This window comes from Streptomyces sp. NPDC030183, assembly GCF_055573455.1.
Genome location: NZ_JBVIBK010000034.1, coordinates 31,579 through 47,787 on the forward strand (window position 1 = coordinate 31,579; position 16,209 = coordinate 47,787).

A 16,209-nucleotide genomic window follows, 5' to 3' on the forward strand; every position below is an offset into this window, starting at 1 on the left:
TTCCCACGCCCTGCTCCGGCTTTCTCACAGCCGCTCGAAGTCGCCCGCGAGGGCCAAGGCGAGCCGCAGGTGGGGCTCCGCCTCGGCGTGCCGGGCCTGCCGTTGCAGGGTGCGGCCCAGCAGCAGCCGGGCGTAGTGCTCCACCGGATCGCGCTCGACGATGACGCGCAACTCGTCCTCGGCGCGGCGCAGTTGGGCGGAGTGGTAGTACGCGCGGGCCAGCAGCAGCCGGGGGCCGGTCTGCTCCGGCACCTCCTCGACCAGTGCGCCGAGGACGCGCGCGGCGGCCGCGTACTCCTCGGCGTCGAAGAACATCCGCGCGCGCTCCCAGCGCTCGGCCGGTGTCCCGTGGTCGTAGTACGTCGTGTCCACTGTGACCTCCTTCGACGCCCAGAACCCCCCACGTCGGTTGAATATTCCACTAACTCTGCGGGGGTGGGGAAGGGAGAGAGGAGGGGAAACGGGGGAGGGAATCGCGGCTCGTCGAGTGGCGAGTCAGCGCAAAGCCGCGAGTTCCGCGTTGGCGCGCTCGGTGACGAGGCTCAGCACCCGACCCGTGACCGCGAGCTCCTCCGCGGGGATACCGGCGTAGATCCTCGCCCCAACCACCCCGGTCTCGGCCGTGGTCTTCTCGTGCACCTCCCGTCCGGCGTCCGTGATCCCGACGAGGCCCGGCTCGGCGGGGCCGGCCACCGGCGCCATCAGCTCCGCCGCGACCAACTCGTCCACGACGCCCCGTGCTTCCGCCGCGTCGATCTTCAAGGAGTCGACGACCTGGTCCACGAGTCGGTCGCGGGCGACGGGCCCGTCGGCGACCGCGACGAGCCGCAGGGCCACCGACTGCCGGAACGTCAGGTCGTACCCGGCGAGCACGCTCTCCAGGACGGCACGGGCGGCGTAGTGGGCGAGACCGATGGCGCGGCTGTCGACGGGGGTGGGGGCGGGAGCGGGGGCCGCGGTGGGCGGGGTGGTCGTTGTGTCGGTCATGACTGCTCCTCGGAGTGCTCGGTGTGCTCGGTGGGAGTGGGAGGGGATGGCGGAGGGGCGAGGGGGACGTCGAGCAGGATGGTCAGGTCACGGGTGAACTCCTGCGCGCGGGCGCCGTCGAGGCCGCCGAGCGGCTCCATCAGCTGGTGCAGCAGCCCCTGGACGACGTCGATGGCGCGGCGGGTGACGTCGCGCCCCTCCTCGGTGAGGGCCAACCGCACGGCGCGCGGGTCGCGGGGATCCCGGGTGCGTTCGAGCAGCCCGGCGGTCTCCAGGGCGCGGGCCAGCTTGGACACGTACAGCGCCTCCAGCCCTGTGTGGTCGGCGAGTTGGCGCTGACTCGGCCGCAGTCCGGCCCGCTGCATGCCGTGCAGGGAGGCCACCAGCGCGTACTGCGCGTGGGTCAGCCCCAGCGGGGCCACCGCGCGGTCGACGGCGACCCGCCACTTCATGGACAACCGCCACACCAGGAATCCGGGCGTCGCGCCCTCGAAAGCCGAACTCATAGTCGATACCGTACATGGCTACTATAGCCATGGCTACTATCTTGTCGGTCTGACGGAGGGGCCGACCGGGGGCTAGGTTGAGCGGCATGAGCAATCTTGACCGTCAGGCCGTGCCGAGCGTGTGCGGCGGCCGGGGATTCGTCGTCGCCGAACCCGTGCGGGAGCTGCTGAGCCCCCGCCGGGTGCAACTGGGCGAGTCCACGGAAGTGCGGCGCCTGCTGCCGAACCTGGGGCGCCGCATGGTGGGCGCGTGGGCGTTCGTGGACCACTACGGGCCGGACGACATCGCGGACGAGCCCGGTATGCAGGTGCCGCCGCACCCGCACATGGGCCTTCAGACCGTCAGCTGGCTCCATGAGGGCGAGGTGCTGCACCGCGACTCCACGGGCAGCCTGGAGACGATCCGCCCGCGTGAGCTGGGTCTGATGACCTCGGGACGGGCCATCAGCCACTCCGAGGAGAGCCCCAGGTCGCACGCCCGCTTCCTGCACGGCGCCCAGTTGTGGGTCGCCCTGCCGGACGAGCACCGGCACACGGACCCGCGCTTCGAGCACCACGCGGAGCTGCCGGTCGTCACTGCGCCCGGCCTGAAGGCCACCCTCATCCTGGGCTCGCTCGACGGAGCGACCTCGCCCGGTACGACGTTCACGCCGATCGTCGGCGCCGACCTCAGCCTCGCGCAGGGGGCGGACGTCCGACTCCCCCTCGAACCCGACTTCGAGTACGCGGTCCTCTCCATGTCCGGCGAGGCCCACGTCGACGGGGTGCCCGTCCTCCCCGGCTCCATGCTCTACCTCGGCTGCGGCCGCACCGAACTCCCCCTCCGCGCCGACTCGGACGCGTCCGTGATGCTCCTCGGAGGCGAGCCCTTCGAGGAGGAGCTGATCATGTTCTGGAACTGGATCGGCCGCTCCCAGCAGGAGATCGAACAGGCCCGCCGGGACTGGATGGAAGGCTCCCGGTTCGGGGTGGTGAAGGGGTATGACGGGGCTCCGCTGCCCGCGCCCGAGCTGCCGCCGACGCCTTTGAAGCCTCGGGGAAGGCTCCGTTGACCTGCGGAAACAGCTGATCATTCGGTGCTGGGCGGGTGACGTGCTGTCGGTGCTGTCTCCCGCTCGGCGACCGCTCGCGGGGGGGGAGCTGCACCGGCGGCGCCAGCCAGAAGTGGCGCATCGAGGACATGGCCGACGACTCCAGCCGGCTGGTGAACGTGGCCACCGGCAAGGTCGCCGACATCGCCACTGCTCCACAACCGACGGCACCGACATCCGGCAGTGGTCCTGGCTGCACAACAACCGCCAGCAGTGGCGGCTCGTACCCACGACCGCCTGAGCGGCCTGACGCGGCCGGTGCGCCGGGTGGACCCGACAAGCGCCTCACGCAGCGGAGACTCAGCTGGTGAGAGCGTGGTGGCCCCACCAGGCGCACGGCGCTGTCGTTCGCCGCCGCGACAAACGGGGGAACCGGCGCGGCCACGGGGACAGGGGGCACGACGGGGGAGAACGGGAGAGCGGGACCGGAGGGCCGGGGGCCGTCCAGTCCCGCTCTTGTCCGCTGCCGCGGCCTTCAGGGTCGCGTCCGGCCGGTTCTACTCCTTGTAGAAGGTGGCGTCCTGCCGGCCGAGGGTGGTGGTCACCGGCTGGGTGTAGAGCAGGTTGTTGTAGTGCCGGATGTAGCGGCCGGGGAAGTTGTACGACTCGTACGACACCGCCGCGGGGTCGGCGAGACCGGCCCGCTCGTGGAACGAGGCGTCATTGTCGAACAGGGTGGTGCCGTCGTCCTTCTCCACCCACACCTCGTTGTTCTTGTGGCGCAGGTAGTAGCCGGGGAAGTTGGCCGATTCGAGGGAGACGGTGCCGTTGCCGGCCAGGCCGGGGACGACGCGGAACTGCGAGTCGGCGAGTTCGGTGACGTTGGCCTCGGTCCTGGCCCGGAACTCCCAGTGCCGGATGAACCTGTCCGGGTAGTTGTACGAGGAGAAGCGGACAGGGGTGACACCGTCGGCGACGGGGATGCCGAAGTTGGGGGTGCCGTCGGCGTTCCAGTAGATCTTCTGGTAGCGGGTGCGGCGGTTGGGGTCCTTGAGCGGGTCGCCGACGATGTCCCTGTAGTTGCGGGAGTGGTAGACGAGGATGTCCGACTTGCCGTCCTCGGAGACCGTGAACGAGTTGTGGCCGGGGCCGTACTGGCTCGTCCTGTCGTTGCTCTTGAGGACCGGCGTGGGGGTCTTGCTCCAGGAGGCCGGGTTCATCAGGTCGGCGGTGGCGTCGGCGGTCAGCAGGCCGAGGCAGTAGTTGGCGTTGGTGGCGCTGGCCGAGAAGGTCATGAAGACCTTGCCGTTCTTCTGGATGAAGGCCGGCCCCTCGTTGACGCGGGCGCCGGCGGTCTCCCAGGCGTACTGGGGCTTGGAGATCATGGCCGGGGTGCCCTCGATGGTCCAGGGGTTGGCCATCTTCGCCAGGTAGATCTGCGTGCCCTTGCCGAGCGCCGGGTCCTCCTGGGCCCAGCTCAGGTAGCGGGTGCCGTTGTGGGTGAAGGTGGTGGCGTCCAGCGAGAAGGTGTCCATGGGCAGGCTGATCCGGCCCTTCTCGGTCCAGGTACCGGTGAGCGGGTTGGCGGAGCTGGACTCCAGGACGTACGGGCGGATCCGCCAGATGTCGTTGGACCAGCCGGCCGTGAAGTAGATGTACCACTTGCCGTCGAGGAAGTGGATCTCCGGGGCCCAGATGTGGGCGCCCATCTCACCGGTGGCGTGCTTGGTCCAGATCGTGGTCTCCGGGGCCGTGGCGAGGCCCTGGAGGGTGGTGGCCCGGCGCATCACGATCTTGTCGTAGGCGGGGACCGTGGCGGTGAAGTAGTAGTAGCCGTCCGTGTGCTTGAAGATGTGCGGGTCGGCCCGCTGGAGCGCGATCGGGTTGGTGAACGTCACGGCGGGGGAGGCGGGTTCGGCGGCCTGGGCGGGTGTGGTCACGCCGGTGAGGACGGCGAGCGCGGCCGCCGCGGCCACAAGTACCCGTCTGGCGAGATGTCTCATGTTCTGTTGCTGCCCTTCGGGATCAGACGGTCTTGTCGTTGTGGGTGCGGGAGGCTGGGTCCGCACGTGTGGTGAGCACAGCGCGGACGAGCTGCTTGTTTCCCCTTCGTGAGGGCTGTTCGCCTCGGACGGAGGGACCGGGAGCTTCTGATGGCCGGGGTGCGACCGGTGTAGGCGGCGGAGGAGGGGCACACGGTGCCGTCGCCGACGTCGATGAGGATGCGGACGCCGGGCCTACGCCGATGCCGGGCCTCGAAATCAGGACGATCCGGGCGCACTCGGAGCGGACGCGTGGCGTCAGTACCAGACGGAGAACGTGGCGTCGGCTCTGCCGGTGGCGGTGGAGATCGGGTCGATGCGCAGCGCGTAGTCGAAGTGCCGGATGTAGCGGTCCGGGTAGTTGTGGGAGCGGAACGACGACCAGGACGGGTCGGCGAGCCCGGCGGTCCGGTGGAAGGTGGCGTCCTGGGCGAATCTCGCGGTGCCGTCGTTGGTGTCCAGTCGCAGCTGGTAGTAGGCGTGCCGCAGGTAGCGGGTCGGCTGGGTGACGGACTGGAAGGAGACGCCGGAGGAGTCGGCCAGCCCGGGCACCAGCTTCCATTGCGAGTCGGTGTAGGGGTCGAAGGGGTACGGGTCGATGCGGCCGAGGGAGTCGAGGTGCCGCCAGTATCTGTCGGGGAAGTTGTAGGACTTCAGCCTGTTCCAGGCGGGCCTTCCCCACTTGGCGATCATGTTGTCGTACACGGTCTGGGGGATGGGCTTGATGTCGGCGTGTTTGGAGTTCAGCGGCTGGGTGTAGACGCGCCGGTCGGTGGGGGTCCAGGTGCCGGTGGAGAGGTCGTTGGTCTGCCAGGTGTAGAAGAGCGCGTTGGCGTCGCCCCACAGGTACCAGGTGCCGGAGGCCTCGGCGAGGATCGGGCCCTCGATGCCTCCCTGCGGCGCCAGGCCGGAGGTGAACTGGGTGAAGCTGCGGGGGGCGAGGGAGGTGGACCTCGCCCCCACCAGGCTGTTGCGGCCCTTGTAGTACAGGTAGTTGACGCCGTTCACGTCCTTGGCCAGGGTGCCGTCGATGATGTCGTAGCCCGGGTCGAAGAAGACCTGCGGCGCGGTCACCGTCTGGAAGTCGGTGGTGTAGTTCACCATGATCACGTTGTGTCCGCTGCTGTTGACGGCCGAGTAGGTGAGGGCGTACTGGCCGCGGGAGGGGTCCCAGAAGGCTTCGGGTGCCCAGGTGTGGGTGTCCATGTCGTGCAGCTTCAGCAGGCGGTAGTTGTCGAAGGAGCGCAGGTCGGCGGAGTCCCAGACGTGGATGTACGGGGTCTTCTTGGTCCAGTCGGTGCCCTTCAGGTTGGTCGCCATGACGACGAAGGTGCCGTCCTGCTTGGGCAGGATGAAGGGGTCGCGCAGACCGCCGTCGCCCGCGGTCGGGGTGACGACGGGGTTGTTCTGGTTCAGCGGCATCCATTGCAGCGCGTCGGTGCTGACGGCGAGGTGCAGGCCGTAGTCCGTGCCGAGGTTCCTCGGTGACTGGGTGAAGTAGGCCATGACGAACGGGGAGGTCGTCGCGGCGCTCGCCGCCTGGCTGCCGAGGGTCAGCGCGCCGGTGGTGGACAGCGGCACGGCCGCGGCCATGCCGAGGAAGAGCCGGCGCGACGGGAGGGGCGTTGCACTCATCTGGTGCCTCCGGGGCGTGGGGAAGGTGCGGGCGGATCCAGAACCTGTGGGCGGCCGCGGCCCCGGAGTCGCCCCCAGGCCCTGGATCCCACGGTGAGCCATCTGGTGCCTGGGCCCACCCTCTCGTGTCGTCCCAGGCATGGGTGCCGCCGTGAGGGCCGTGGCGGAGGTGGGGGGTTGGTGACGCCTCGGTGCCGGCACCGTCCTGGAGGCGCCGGCACCCCTGGCGATGTGGGTCAGTTCGTCACGCGGAAGGTGGCGTCACCGCGGGCTGTCGTGGTGGTGATCGGGTCGAGGCGGAGCTGGTAGGCGTAGTGGCGGATGTAGCGGTCGGGGAAGTTGTAGGACTGGAACGACGACCAGGTGGGGTCGGCGAGACCGTCGACCTTGCGGAAGGTGGCGTCTGCGGCGAACTGGCTGCTGCCGTCGTCGAGAGCGAGCTGGAAGTCGTAGTTGGCGTGCCGCAGGAAGTAGCCGGGGTAGTTCACCGACTCGAAGGAGACGGTGCCGGTGCCCGCCAGTCCGGGCCGGAGCCGGAACTGGGAGTCCTCGACGGGGCTGACGTTGGGGTCGATGCGCACGTCGAAGTCGAGCTGGCGCACGTACCGGTCCTGGAAGTTGTACGACTGGAGCCGCTGCGCGGGGCTGTTGGGCCAGCGGGCGAGCACCCGGCTCTCCTCGGCGGCCGTGAGGGCCATGATCGCGCCGTGGCGCTTGGGGGTGCCGCCCATGTCGTAGCTGGTGGTCGGCTGGAGCCGGTAGGTGCTGACGTCGAACGGGTTGGTCGTCAGGATCGGCCGGTACTCGCGTACGCCCTGCGCGTTGTTGTGGTCGATGTACAGGGCCCACTCGTCGCGGTCCCTGAACTTCATCCAGACGGGGCCTTCGACCACGTTGCCGGTGAGGCCGATGCTGGAGAGGTTGCCGAGGTTGGTCCACGTGCCCAGGATCGAGTTGCTGCCCTCGATGTTGTTCTGGCCGTCACCGGAGGCCCTCAGATAGCGGTAAGGGCCGCTGCCGGCGGGCACCTCGGTCATCTGGGTGTCGACGACCGGGGTGCTGCCGGGCGGGTCGATCCAGATCTGCGGGGTGGTGATGGTGCGGAAGTCCTTGGTGCGGGCGGCGTAGATGCGGTACTTGAAGATGCCGTTCACCGAGGCGTTCGTCGCCCAGTACAGGACGTAGTCGTTGGTCTCGGGGTTGAAGATCGCCTCCGGCGCCCACGCGTTCTTTCCGCCGGGGATCAGTGAGGCGGCGGCGAGCAGCCACGGCTTCGACCAGGTCACCAGGTCGGTCGACTCCCACACCACGAAGTTGGGGCTGCCGTTCTGGTAGGTCGAGCCGCAACGGACGCACAGGTCGGTCGCGATGATCCAGTACTTGCTGCCATCGGGGGAGCGGACCAGTGCGGGGTCGCGCACCCCCTTCGTGCCGATCTTGGAGTTGAGGATCGGCGCTCCGCCGTTGAGGTCGTTCCAGTGCAGGCCGTCCGCGCTGTGCGCGAGGTACAGCATCTGGCCGGTCGCGGAGTCACCGGTGAAGTGCACCATCAGGTAGCCGGGGTCGGCGGCGGCCGCCCGCTGGGGTGTGGTCAGGGCCTGCCCTGTGAAGAGCAGGCAGACGGCGAGCAATATCACCGTCAGCCGGGCGCGAAGCGCAGACATCGGATCTCCTGTCGTGTGCGGGTGCCACGCCACCGCCGGGCGAAGGGGGAGCGGGGTGGCGGGGGGAACGGGGCCTCGGAGTACGCGGGACAGGACCCGGACACCGCGCCGGCCGGACGGGGACCATGCGCCCCAGGGTGTTGTGGTGACGGCGGGTCAGGACAGCGAGCACGTGCGTCCGTACCAGGTGGGGCAGTTGCGGCACGGGCCGGGCGTCTGTGCTTCTCAGCGCCCCTGAAGGCGTTTCAGGTGGGCGGCGCTTCGACCGGAAGCCTCCATGGCCAACTCACTGTCCCATCAGGCAGATTGAGCGACATATCGAACGCTGTTCGCGAAATCGGGCAGAGGCTAAATCCGGAAAAGGGAGCGCGTCAATACATCCGACGCATTCGATTAACCGAACGTGCAAGTGGGCGATCCGGCATTCACCTGGCCCACTGGGCGTGGCGCGCGCCGGGAGACGCGACGCGGCACGTCCGATCACGACCGACGGGCCCCGTCGCCGTTCACAGGACCGACCGCGGCTGCTGGCGACCGACATGCCCGGAACCCACACGAGCCGGACGCGAACGAGGGCGCTATAGCGCGGAGAACCCATGGCGGTGGGTGAGGGTGCGGATGGGGTGGGGGTGGGGGTGGGGGTGGAGAGGTGGTCGCAAGGGGAGTTGGCAGCCGCTGATCCAGGTCTGCATCTGGGAGAGGACGGCGGTGAGGATGAGTGTTGCTCTGCCGGTTCTCTCCGCGCTCCACCGCTTCGCGGGCCGCACTCAGTCACTCACGGGTGGCCGAGCGCGCCTCCTACTCGTCCACAGGAGCGTGACGCCGGCTGCTGTGAGGGCGGTCAGGGCGAGGGCGGGGCCGCCGAGGGCGAGGATCCGGTGCAGGGAGGTCGCGGCGGCGTATCCGGCGCCGACTTCGGCGGTGGCCCACAGGCCGGCGGCGACGACGCTGTACGGAGCGATGCGCCGGTAGGGCAGGCCGGCGGCGCCGGCGAAGTGCGGGGCCAGGGTGCGGATCACCGGCAGGAAGCGGGCCATGAAGACCGCCCGGCCACCGTGGCGGGTCATGAGCGTCTCGGCCCGCTTCCAGGCGGCACCCGGGATACGGCGACCTGCGCGGCCCGCGCGCAGCCGGTCGCCGAGGAGCCTGCCGGTGCGGTGGGCGAGGAAGTCGCCTGCCACTACGGCGCCGGCCGCGGCGGCGATGACGAGGGGAAGGCCGATGCGGCCGGTGCGGGCCAGCGCGCCGGCGGTCAGCAGCAGGGTCAGCGTGGGGACGAAGGCGCCGACCAGGAGGACCGACTCGGCCAGGACGGCCGCGGCCAGCACCGTGCAGGCCGCGGCGGGGGAGAGGCTGCCGAGGAGGTCGGACAGTGCGTTCACCGACGCGCTCCGGCTCGCGGCTGCTGTGGCAGCGGCGCTGGGGCGAGCGGGCGTCGCAGGTGCCAGACGCGGGCGGGGGGAAGGTTGGCCCATACCGTCCAGCGGCCGACGCCGTAGTCACGCTGGTAGGAAGCCATGACGTCGTTCACCGCGGCGTGGCGGCGGGCTTCGGCCCGGGACGCCGTCAGGGCGCGGGCGCCGCGGGTGCCGAGGTAGGCGAAGTAGGCGAGGGTGCCGCCGGGGCGCAGCAGCTGCAGGTAGTGCGCCATGATGCGCTCGACCTGCACGGGGGTGAAGTTGGTCAGCGGCAGGCCGGAGACGATCACGTCGTACCGCTGGGTGGCGGCGAACTGCTCGACGGCGGTCTCGTGCACGTTCACCTGCGCGGACCCGGCGGCCAGAAGGTCCGGGCGCGTGGCGACGAGGTCGCGCAGTTGCGCGGCGAAGCGCGGGTTGGCCTCGACGAGGTCCAGGCGGCTGCCCCGAGGCAGCTGGGGGATCAGGGCCCGGGTGACCGCGCCGGTGCCGGCTCCGGCCTCCAGGACCGCGAGCGGGCGGGGTGCCTGCGCCCGCACGGGCTCGGTCAGGGCGTGGGCCAGTGCCTTGCCGCTGGGCGCTATCGCACCGGTGGTGCGCAGGTCGCGGGCCGCTTCGATCAGGAACATCCAGCCTTCGGCACGGCGCTGTGCCAGGACACGGTCATGGGAGGTGATCCAGTCGCTCATGGAACCGACGCTAGAAGTCGGCCTCCCGCATCGAATCCGCCGTCCTGCGCCGGCGTCCCCCTACGAAGGTAGGGGGTGGGCGTGGCCGATCGTCAGATCGAACGGCACAGCGGTCGCTATAGGATCGCCCGGGTGAGCTGGAGAGAAGGCCGGAGGTGGGCCGCCTGCGGGCGTGTGGGACTGGTGACGCTGCTCGCGGTGCTCGCCGTGCGGAACGACGCGTCGGTCCACCAAGGGTATGTGGTCTCCCACCTCGCCGCGGCCCTGGTGTGCTCAGCGGTCCTGCTCGTACCCCGCCTGCGGTGGCCGGTCGCGCCGCTGCTGGTAACCGCGGCCACGGCGTGGGGAGGGTGGCCGTTGCTGCCGCTGCTGGTGGTCGCGCTGTTCGACCTGTCCGTGGACCGCCGGGCGCGGGTGGCGGTGGGATGCGGTGTCGCTGCCATGGGTGGCAATGCGCTCATCGAGCCTGCCACTTCGCTGTGGACGGGGCAGCAGTACGACTCCCCCCTGCTCATGCTGCTGGCCGTGCTCCTCGGGCTGTGGCTGGGCAGCCGGCGGCGCCTCGTCCAGGCGCTGGGCTCCGACGTCGAGCGGCTGCGCATCGAGTCGAGGCTCCGTGAGGAGGCCGCCCGGGCTGCGGAACGGTCCCGTATCGCCGCGGAGATGCACGATGTACTGGCCCACCGGCTGAGCCTGATCGCCCTGCACACCGGCGTTCTGACCACCCGGAGCGAAGCGCTGCCCGCGCCGGTCGCCGAACGCCTCGGCCTGCTGCGCGCCACGTCCGCCGCAGCCCTCGCCGACCTGCGCGACGTACTCGGTGCCCTGCATGACACCGACTCCCCGCAGACCGGCACCGCACTCACCCCGGTCATGAGAGACGTGCAGGAACTGGTCGAGGAGGCCAGGGCGGCCGGGCAGCGCGTCGAGGCGGTCTGCGACGGCAGTCCCGAGCAGGTACCCACCACGCACCGGCTCGCCGTGTACCGCATCGTCCAGGAGGCGTTGACCAACGCCCGCAAGCACGCCGACGGCGCCGAGGTGACCGTACGCGTCGACTACCGGTCGTCGGCCACCCGGGTCGAGGTCACCAACGCTCCCGGTACGCCCCGCACGGACGCCGTGGACTCCGGATACGGGCTCGTCGGCCTGCGGGAGCGCGTGAGAGCGCTCGGCGGTGACCTCACCGCCGGACCCGCCGGAGCGGGCGCCTGGCGACTGACCGCTCGCATCCCCCACCCCGCCGGCGGCGAACACGCAACCTCGCATCCCGCTGGCGGCGAACAGGCAACCTCGCGCCGTGTCGACGGCGAACAGGCAATCCCCCGCCCCGCCGACGGCGATCAGAACGACCTCGGCGGCATCGAACAGAACGGCTTCCCACCATGATCCGCACCATGATCGTCGACGACGACGCCCTGGTCCGCCTGGGCCTGACCGACCTTCTGGAAGGCGACCGGGGCATCGACGTGGTCGCCCAGGCCGCCGACGGTCTCCAGGCGGTCGAGCAGGCCACGGCCCACCGCGTCGACGTCGCCCTGGTGGACGTACGCATGCCCCGCATGGACGGCATCACCGCCACCACCCGGCTGCGGGCCCTGCCCAACCCCCCGAAGGTGATCACCCTGACCACCTTCGACCTCGACGAGTACGTCTACAGCGCCCTCGCCGCCGGCGCCGACGGGTTCCTGCTCAAGGACACCGACCCGGCCGAGATCCTGCGCGCCGTTCACCTGGTGGCGGCGGGCTCGGCCATGCTGCACCCCGCCGCCGCCCGTCGCCTGATAGACCGCTACCACGCGAACAACCAGCCCCGGGCCGCGGCGGCCCGGGCCCGGCTGGACCGGCTCACTCCCCGCGAACGCGACGTGCTCGCCCTCCTCGCCCAGGGCGAGACCAACGCCGACATCGCCACCCGCCTGTCCATGCGCGAGAGCACGGTCAAGGCCCACGTCAGCCGCGTCCTGGCCACGCTGGAGGTCACCAACCGCGTCCAGGCCGCCCTCCTGGCCCGCGACGCGGACCTCACCACCTGACCGGCACGGCCGCGTCCCCCGGCACCTGCCGGTACGTCGGTGCGCGGTGTGCGTCAGTTCCGCCACCACTCGGGTCGTCACCGGGGCCGGTACGCCGTGGAGTTCGGCCGCGCGGAGCAACGTGCCGCCGACGGCGTCGAGTTCGAGGGGGCGGCCCGCCTCGGCGTCGCGCTGCATGGACGACCTGGTCTGCGGCGGTTAGGCGTCGTACCGGGCGAGGGCCTCGGCCGGGTCGGGCGGGCTGCCGCAGGCGCGGCTGATCGCAGCGGTCTCCGCGACCAGGGCGGTCAGCTCGTCGCGGTGACGGGTGCGGATGTCGTCGAGGGGGGTGGACCTACGTCTTCACAGCGGACCGACAGGTGCTGCCCTCGGACTCAACGCTGCGCTCCCTTGTTCGAGGCTCACTCGACTCAGGACGTTGAACGACGAGCTTACGCGGCCGCTCCGGGTGACGGGCCGTTCCTGCCGACCGGCGGGAACGGCCCGGTGAACTCCCACTCATGGCGGGGTGTGTCGCACCGCCCGGTGCTCAGGACCAGGCCGTGACGGGTTGGAAGCTCCTGTCGGCGCGGAACAGGTCGGTGGCCGTGTAGGGGTCGACCCACAACTCGCCGTTCCGGTGGCGGACGTAGTGGCCCGGGAAGTTGTACGACTCCAGGGCGACCGACCCTGCCGCCGTACCCGGGTGGGCGTTGAACGTGGCGTCCTTGGCGAAGGTGGTCGTGCCGTCGTTGGCGCCGACGCGGACACGGAACGCCGAATGACGCAGGTAGAGGCCGCTCGCGGTGCGGAAGGAGTAGCAGTTGGCGTCGGCCAGGCCGGGGACGACGGTGAAGGTGGCGTCCTGCTTGGTCTGGATCGTGCTGGAGGCGTTCACGGGGTCGGTGTAGCCGAGGAAGTTGCGGTGGCGCACGTACCGGTCGGGGAGGTTCACCGACTGGAAGGAGCGGGTGGTGTTGAGCGGCAGGGTCACGCCTCCGGTGACGGTCTCCTTGACCACCGTGAGGTGTTTGACGGTGCCGGACAGGCCGGGCAGTTCGGCCGGGGCCGTCCAGGTCTTGAAGGTGTCGTAGCTGTCGACGTAGTAGAACTTGCGCCGCGTGTAGTCCTCGAAGAAGATGCGCCAACCGCCGTTGTCCAGCTGCACCAGGACCGGACCCTCACCGTCGAGGTCGACCCAGTTGCCGGTCTTGGTGATCGTCCAGGGGCCGGTCAGGCTGCCGGAGGTGGCGAAGTCGATGGACCTGGTGGAGGTGCTCTTCAGGAACGCGTGGTACGTCGAGCCGATCTTCACGACAGTGGTGTCGATGTAACCCCCACGGACGTCGCCGGTCATCGGGGTCGCGGTGCTCCACGACGTCAGGGCGCTGTTGGTCGCCGTGATGACGTACGGGTTGAAGACGCCCCTGGCCTCGGGGTTCAGGTGCAGGGAGACCAGGATGTTGACGCTGCCGTTGTCCGGGTCGATGAACCACTCCGGGGCCCAGGCGTTCCCGACCTCGGGGAAGTCGATGGTGATGTTGCCGAGGAAGGTCCAGTTCTGCCGGTCCGGGCTACGGGCCAGGCCGATGGTGTTTCCCGTCCAGTTGGCGGTGTAGGTGACGTAGTAGAAGCCGTCCGTGTGCCGGAAGACGCTGGGGTCGCGCACCAGCCCGGACGGCGGTGTGTAGGCGGGTCCCTTCACGAGGTCGAAGCCCGTGGCGTCCACGGAGTCGTACACGTACATGTTCCGCTCGCTGGAGTACGTGAACGCGGTCATCGTGTACCGCGAGGTCCGGCCGGCGGGCGGGGCGGCCGCGTGTGCCGTGCCGCTGAGCAGGGGCGCGAGCGGGGTGGCGAGGACCGCGGGAGTCGCGCCGAGGGCGAGGAGCGCTTTCATCGCGCTTCTTCGACTGGGGACCGGCAACGTCATGATGGCTCCTTGACGTGGTGCGGTAGTTGAGGGCGGGGGGAGAGAGCAGACTGCTCGGTCGTTGCTCCGCCGCTGACTCGCGCAGGAGGCGGCGTGCTGCCGGTCGAGGGCCGTGCCGGCCGGCTGGACGTGGAGCAGGTTGTTCGAGTGGCGTGAGCAGCGGTCGGGAAAGTCGAGCGACTCGAAGGAGACGCCGTTGACGGATCCGGCGATGCCGGCGCGCCGGTGGAGGGGCGCGTCGTCGTGGAAGACGGCTCTGGCGTGGACGCGGGTGGTGCGACCGCAGCCGCAGCCGCAGCCACCCGCGTTGGCGGTGTTGCGCGGTGGACGGTCCACTTCTCCGTGCCGTAGGGCGGCGTGAGAGAAAGCGGTTGGGCCGGAGCCGCAGACACCTGCCGCGTTGTTGCGCCGGAGGGCGGGCCTCACAGGATGAGGCGGGGTCTAACGGGCCGGGCGGGAGGGGGAGTCGATCAGTCCCGGGGGCTCGGCCGCTGAGGGGGAGGGGCTTCGGCTCACTGGGTGTAGAAGGTGGCGTCTGCCTGGGCGGTCGTGGTGCTGACAGCCTGGACGTAGAGCAGGTAGTTGTAGTGGCGGATGTAGCGGCCCGGCAGGTTGAACGACTCGTAGGAGACCCCGGCGGAGTCGGCGAGGCCGGGCCGGGCGGTGTAGGAGGCGTCACCGGCGAACAACGACGTCCCGTCGTTCTTCTCCACCCATACCTCGTTGTTCTTGTGGCGGAGGTAGTAGCCGGGGAAGTTCGCCGACTCCAGGGAGACGGTGCCGGTGCCGGTGAGTCCGGTGACGACGCGGAACTGCGAGTCGGCGAGCGGGGCGACGTTCGCCTCGATCCTGGCGCGGTACTCCCAGTGCCGGATGAACCGGTCGGGGAAGTTGTAGGAGGAGAGCCGGATCGGGGTGAGGCCGTCCGCGACCGGGATGCCGAAGTCGGGGGTGCCGTCGGCCTTCCAGTAGATCTTCTGGACGCGGGTGCGGCGGTTGGGGTCGTTGAGCGGGGCGCCGCTGATGTCCTTGTAGCTGCGGTCGTGGTAGACGAGGATGTCCGACTTGCCGTCCTCGGAGACCGTGAACTGGTTGTGCCCGGGGCCGTACTGGCTGGTGGCGGCGTTGCTGACGAAGACCGGGCCGGCGTTCTTGGTCCAGGACGAGGCGCTGAGCAGGTCGTCCGAGGCGGAGGCGGTCAGCATGCCCATGCAGTAGTTGGAGTCGGTGGCGCTGGCGGAGAAGGTCATGAAGACCTTGCCGTTCTTCTGGATCACGGCCGGGCCCTCGTTGACCGTCGCGCCTCCGGCCTTCTCCCATGCGGCGGTCGGCCGGCTGAGCAGGACCGGTGTGCCGGTGATGGTCCAGGGGTTGGTCATCTGGGCGATGTAGATGTTGGTGCCGAGGCCGAAGACGGGCGGGTTGTCCTGCGCCCAGGCGAGGTAGCGGGTGCCGTTGACGGCGAAGGTGGTCGGGTCCAGGGAGAAGGTGTCCAGCGGCAGCGCGATGCGCCCCTTCTCCGTCCAGGTGCCCGTGATCGGGTTCGCGTCCGCGCATTCCAGGACGTAGGGCCGGATCCTCCATTTGTCGTTCGCGGCGCCGGCGGAGAAGTAGATGTACCACTTGCCGCCGATGAAGTGGATCTCCGGAGCCCAGATGTAGCCGCCCATCTCACCGGTGGTGTGCTTGGTCCAGATGGTGGTCTCGGGGGCCGACGTGAGCCCCTGGATGGTGGTGGCCCGGCGCAGCACGATGCGGTCGTACGCCGGCACGGTCGCGGTGAAGTAGTAGAAGCCGTCGGTGTGCTTGAAGATGTGCGGGTCGGCCCGCTGTTCGGCGATGGTGTTCGTGTACGTCACGCCGGGTGAGGCGGGCACGGCGGCGCGGGCGGTACCGGCCGAGACACCGGTGACGGTGGCCGCGGCCGAGCCAGCGATCATGCCGAGGACCGTCCGGCGGGTGAACTCAGGTCTCACGGGGACTCCCTTGGTGCTGGCGGGACGGAGGCAGCACCTGCCCCACCCATATTGCCGAGATTTCGAACATCGTTCGCAAACTCGACGAGAAGCTAGGTTCTGCGCCTGCCCCAGTCAACACTCTCGTCACACAAATGCCTTTCTGGGCACTCCTGCTCAGGTCCATGGCAGGCGCAGTCGTCCCCACGACCCCCGCCCGCGGCGACGCCACTCCCACACGGCAGGCCGGCACCCCCGCAGTCATCCGCAAGCCCGCGCCCCGGCTGAACAGATCCGCGTCACCCAGGCCGACGCGCGCTGAGGAACTGTCGGA

13 protein-coding genes and 3 pseudogenes are annotated in these 16,209 nt (G+C 70.0%); 4 read left to right on the forward strand and 12 right to left on the reverse strand.

All coding sequences use genetic code 11. From position 1 onward, the window contains the following. Nucleotides 1–24: 24 nt before the first annotated feature. From ACZ4Z2_RS32305 to ACZ4Z2_RS32315, 3 genes are all read right to left on the reverse strand, one after another. Nucleotides 25–372, reverse strand: a complete 348-nt coding sequence (locus ACZ4Z2_RS32305; RefSeq protein ID WP_468080882.1) for a tetratricopeptide repeat protein — start codon at nt 370–372, stop codon at nt 25–27. 123 nt (nt 373–495) lie between these two features. Beyond that, nucleotides 496–987: a MarR family transcriptional regulator gene (locus ACZ4Z2_RS32310; RefSeq protein ID WP_468080883.1), complete on the reverse strand. Its 492-nt coding sequence runs from the start codon at nt 985–987 to the stop codon at nt 496–498. Beyond that, nucleotides 984–1,493 carry a MarR family winged helix-turn-helix transcriptional regulator gene (locus tag ACZ4Z2_RS32315; protein ID WP_468080885.1) on the reverse strand — a complete coding sequence of 170 codons (510 nt, stop codon included), beginning with the start codon at nt 1,491–1,493 and terminating at the stop codon, nt 984–986. The genes ACZ4Z2_RS32310 and ACZ4Z2_RS32315 overlap by 4 nt, the downstream gene beginning before the upstream one ends. Nucleotides 1,494–1,579: 86 nt before the next feature. On the opposite strand from ACZ4Z2_RS32315, the gene ACZ4Z2_RS32320 reads away from it, so the two are divergent. Continuing rightward, nucleotides 1,580–2,545 (forward strand): pirin family protein, encoded by a 966-nt coding sequence (locus tag ACZ4Z2_RS32320; RefSeq protein ID WP_468080887.1) that lies wholly within the window; start codon nt 1,580–1,582, stop codon nt 2,543–2,545. An 86-nt stretch (nt 2,546–2,631) separates the two neighbouring features. Then, nucleotides 2,632–2,825 (forward strand): annotated as a pseudogene (locus ACZ4Z2_RS32325) (RICIN domain-containing protein); the annotation flags it as partial. A gap of 256 nt (nt 2,826–3,081) precedes the next feature. On the opposite strand, the gene ACZ4Z2_RS32330 reads toward ACZ4Z2_RS32325, so the two are convergent. From ACZ4Z2_RS32330 to ACZ4Z2_RS32350, 5 genes are all read right to left on the reverse strand, one after another. Further along, the gene (locus ACZ4Z2_RS32330; RefSeq protein WP_468080888.1) at nt 3,082–4,527 is read right to left on the reverse strand and encodes a family 43 glycosylhydrolase; all 1,446 of its coding nucleotides are present in this window, start codon (nt 4,525–4,527) and stop codon (nt 3,082–3,084) included. Between the two features lie 297 nt (nt 4,528–4,824). Next, nucleotides 4,825–6,201 (reverse strand): glycoside hydrolase family 43 protein, encoded by a 1,377-nt coding sequence (locus ACZ4Z2_RS32335; protein WP_468080890.1) that lies wholly within the window; start codon nt 6,199–6,201, stop codon nt 4,825–4,827. 236 nt (nt 6,202–6,437) lie between these two features. Then, nucleotides 6,438–7,865 carry a glycoside hydrolase family 43 protein gene (locus ACZ4Z2_RS32340; protein WP_468080891.1) on the reverse strand — a complete coding sequence of 476 codons (1,428 nt, stop codon included), beginning with the start codon at nt 7,863–7,865 and terminating at the stop codon, nt 6,438–6,440. Between the two features lie 767 nt (nt 7,866–8,632). Next, nucleotides 8,633–9,247, reverse strand: a complete 615-nt coding sequence (locus ACZ4Z2_RS32345; protein WP_468080892.1) for a DedA family protein — start codon at nt 9,245–9,247, stop codon at nt 8,633–8,635. Next, entirely contained in the window at nt 9,244–9,972 is a 729-nt protein-coding gene (locus ACZ4Z2_RS32350) for a class I SAM-dependent methyltransferase (RefSeq protein ID WP_468080893.1), read from the reverse strand. Before ACZ4Z2_RS32350 ends, ACZ4Z2_RS32345 begins: the two co-directional genes overlap by 4 nt. Before the next feature lie 132 nt (nt 9,973–10,104). Here ACZ4Z2_RS32350 and ACZ4Z2_RS32355 point away from each other — a divergent pair, with 132 nt between their 5' ends. Both ACZ4Z2_RS32355 and ACZ4Z2_RS32360 read left to right on the forward strand, forming a co-directional pair. Then, on the forward strand, nt 10,105–11,361 hold the full coding sequence (locus tag ACZ4Z2_RS32355) for a sensor histidine kinase (protein ID WP_468080895.1): 1,257 nt from the start codon (nt 10,105–10,107) through the stop codon (nt 11,359–11,361). Next, a complete protein-coding gene (locus ACZ4Z2_RS32360; protein WP_468080896.1) occupies nt 11,358–12,008 on the forward strand; it encodes a response regulator in 651 nt (216 codons plus the stop codon). Before ACZ4Z2_RS32355 ends, ACZ4Z2_RS32360 begins: the two co-directional genes overlap by 4 nt. 42 nt (nt 12,009–12,050) lie before the next feature. Here the strand turns inward: ACZ4Z2_RS32360 and ACZ4Z2_RS32365 are convergent. The 4 genes and pseudogenes from ACZ4Z2_RS32365 to ACZ4Z2_RS32380 form a co-directional block, all read right to left on the reverse strand. Further along, nucleotides 12,051–12,347, reverse strand: a pseudogene (locus ACZ4Z2_RS32365) (ketopantoate reductase family protein); the annotation flags it as partial. A gap of 190 nt (nt 12,348–12,537) precedes the next feature. Beyond that, on the reverse strand, nt 12,538–13,920 hold the full coding sequence (locus ACZ4Z2_RS32370; protein WP_468080942.1) for a glycoside hydrolase family 43 protein: 1,383 nt from the start codon (nt 13,918–13,920) through the stop codon (nt 12,538–12,540). A 102-nt stretch (nt 13,921–14,022) separates the two neighbouring features. Continuing rightward, nucleotides 14,023–14,346: pseudogene (locus tag ACZ4Z2_RS32375) on the reverse strand (AbfB domain-containing protein); the annotation flags it as partial. 86 nt (nt 14,347–14,432) lie between these two features. Further along, nucleotides 14,433–15,860, reverse strand: a complete 1,428-nt coding sequence (locus tag ACZ4Z2_RS32380) for a family 43 glycosylhydrolase (protein ID WP_468080943.1) — start codon at nt 15,858–15,860, stop codon at nt 14,433–14,435. Nucleotides 15,861–16,209 lie beyond the last annotated feature (349 nt).

Bases quoted from the DNA above. Each gene is read 5' to 3' on its own strand.
- ACZ4Z2_RS32350 (WP_468080893.1), bottom strand. From the start codon at position 9,972: ATGAGCGACTGGATCACCTCCCATGACCGTGTCCTGGCACAGCGCCGT.
- ACZ4Z2_RS32335 (WP_468080890.1), bottom strand. From the start codon at position 6,201: ATGAGTGCAACGCCCCTCCCGTCGCGCCGGCTCTTCCTCGGCATGGCC.
- ACZ4Z2_RS32320 (WP_468080887.1), top strand. From the start codon at position 1,580: ATGAGCAATCTTGACCGTCAGGCCGTGCCGAGCGTGTGCGGCGGCCGG.
- ACZ4Z2_RS32380 (WP_468080943.1), bottom strand. From the start codon at position 15,860: ATGATCGCTGGCTCGGCCGCGGCCACCGTCACCGGTGTCTCGGCCGGT.
- ACZ4Z2_RS32370 (WP_468080942.1), bottom strand. From the start codon at position 13,920: ATGACGTTGCCGGTCCCCAGTCGAAGAAGCGCGATGAAAGCGCTCCTC.
- ACZ4Z2_RS32360 (WP_468080896.1), top strand. From the start codon at position 11,358: ATGATCCGCACCATGATCGTCGACGACGACGCCCTGGTCCGCCTGGGC.
- ACZ4Z2_RS32330 (WP_468080888.1), bottom strand. From the start codon at position 4,527: ATGAGACATCTCGCCAGACGGGTACTTGTGGCCGCGGCGGCCGCGCTC.
- ACZ4Z2_RS32315 (WP_468080885.1), bottom strand. From the start codon at position 1,493: ATGAGTTCGGCTTTCGAGGGCGCGACGCCCGGATTCCTGGTGTGGCGG.
- ACZ4Z2_RS32340 (WP_468080891.1), bottom strand. From the start codon at position 7,865: ATGTCTGCGCTTCGCGCCCGGCTGACGGTGATATTGCTCGCCGTCTGC.
- ACZ4Z2_RS32310 (WP_468080883.1), bottom strand. From the start codon at position 987: ATGACCGACACAACGACCACCCCGCCCACCGCGGCCCCCGCTCCCGCC.